Origin of the sequence: Phaeovulum veldkampii DSM 11550, from assembly GCF_003034995.1 — a bacterium.
In the GTDB taxonomy this organism is placed as follows: Bacteria; Pseudomonadota; Alphaproteobacteria; order Rhodobacterales; family Rhodobacteraceae; genus Phaeovulum; species Phaeovulum veldkampii.
Window position 1 is genome coordinate 1 of sequence record NZ_PZKF01000096.1, and the last position, 2,048, is coordinate 2,048.

The 2,048-nt window shown below is 64.8% G+C and carries 1 protein-coding gene and 1 pseudogene; both read left to right on the plus strand.

Annotation, left to right across the window (positions count from 1 at the left end):
- Positions 1-549: pseudogene (locus tag C5F46_RS15980) on the plus strand (nitrate/nitrite transporter); the annotation flags it as partial.
- A gap of 15 nt (positions 550-564) precedes the next feature.
- On the plus strand, positions 565-2,048 hold a 1,484-nt coding region (locus tag C5F46_RS15985), incomplete at its 3' end, for a molybdopterin-dependent oxidoreductase (RefSeq protein ID WP_146160259.1).

Below are 2,048 nucleotides of genomic sequence, written 5' to 3' on the forward strand. Positions count from 1 at the left end.
TACGTCTTCCTCGGGCCGCTGGTCGGCGCGCTGAGCCGTGCCGGCACGGGCTGGGTTGCGGATCGGTTCGGCGGCGGCCGCGTCACCTTTTGGGTCTTCGCGGGGATGATCGCATCCGTTCTGGCCGTGATCTTCTCGCTGCAGGCCGGCAGTTTCCCTGGGTTCTTCGCAGGCTTCATCGCGCTGTTCTTCTTCACCGGGGTCGGCAATGCGTCCACCTTCCAGATGATCCCGGTCATCATGGGCAAGGAAGTGCCGCGCCTGATGCCGCAGCTGACCGGCGCCGACCGCGCCCGCCAGATCGCGATGGAGTCGAGCGGCATCGTCGCCTTCACCAGCGCCATCGGCGCCTATGGCGGCTTCTTCATCCCCAAGGCCTATGGCTCTTCCATCGCGATGACCGGCTCACCCGTCGGCGCACTGTGGCTGTTCCTAGCCTTCTACGTGATCTGCCTGGTCCTGACCTGGGTCGTCTACACCCGGCCCGGCGGACTTCTTCATGAGATCGAGCGTGGTCGCGCTTTTGCCGCCCCCCACCCTGCCGAATAACGAAAGGACGCCAAGATGAGCCACCTGCTCGACAGACTGAACTTCCTCCAGAAGAAGACGCTGGAAACCTTCTCGGACGGCTGGGGTGAAACCACGCGCGAGGATCGGGGGTGGGAGGACACCTATCGGAACCGCTGGCGGCACGACAAGATCGTGCGGTCAACCCACGGGGTGAACTGCACCGGATCGTGCAGCTGGAAGATCTACGTCAAGTCCGGCATCGTGACCTGGGAGACGCAGCAGACCGACTATCCGCGCACCCGGGCGGGCCTGCCGAACCACGAACCGCGCGGCTGTGCACGGGGGGCGTCCTACAGCTGGTATCTGTATTCCGCGAACCGTGTGAAGAACCCGCTGATCCGGGGCAGCCTGATGCGCGCATGGCGCAAGCTTCGGGCGACGATGACGCCCGTGGCTGCCTGGGCCGCGATCCAGAAAGATCCCGCCCTGCGCGCGAGCTATACCAAGACCCGCGGCAAGGGTGGTTTCGTCCGCGCCACCTGGGACGAGGCGACCGAGATCGTCGCCGCCGCCAACGCGCATACCGCAAAGGTCTGGGGACCGGACCGAGTGTTCGGCTTCTCGCCCATCCCCGCGATGTCGATGGTCAGCTATGCGGCGGGGTCACGCTACCTGTCGCTTCTGGGCGGCACCTGCATGTCTTTCTACGACTGGTACTGCGACCTGCCGCCCGCCTCGCCGCAAACCTGGGGCGAACAGACCGACGTGCCGGAATCGGCCGACTGGTACAACGCGGGCTTCCTGATGCTTTGGGGGTCGAACGTGCCGCAGACGCGCACGCCCGACGCGCACTTCTATACCGAGGTCCGCTATCGCGGCACCAAGTCCGCCGTGGTCAGCCCCGACTATTCCGAAGCCGCCAAGTTCGGTGACATCTGGCTGAACCCGCAGGCGGGCACCGATGCGGCGCTGGCGATGGCCATGGGCCATGTGATCCTGCGTGAATTCCACCTCGACCGGCAGGCCGCGTATTTCGAGGATTACGCCCGCAAATACACCGACATGCCGATGCTGGTGGTGCTGGACGAACAGGACGGCCGCCTTGTTCCAGGACGGATGCTGCGGGCCGAGGATTTCGACGACAAGCTGGGCGAGGCGAACAACCCCGACTGGAAGACCGTCGCCTTCGATGAAGCGTCGGGTCGCTTCGTTGCCCCCAACGGCTCCATCGGCTTCCGCTGGGGTGAGGAGGGCAAGTGGAATCTGGTCGAAGAAGCTGGCAATGCCGAGACGCGGTTGCGCCTGAGCCAGATCCTTGATGAACACCACGACAGCATCGTCGGTGTGGACTTTCCCTATTTCGGCGGTGCCGCGACGGGCGACTTTGTCAAATGCGACGCGCCGGAGGTGCTGGCCCGGAATATCCCCGCACGGAAAGTGAAACTGGCCGATGGGCGTGAGGCGCTGGTTGCCACAGTCTTTGACCTTTTCTGCGCCAACTACGGGCTGGACCGGGGCTTGGGTGGCGACTGGGTGTC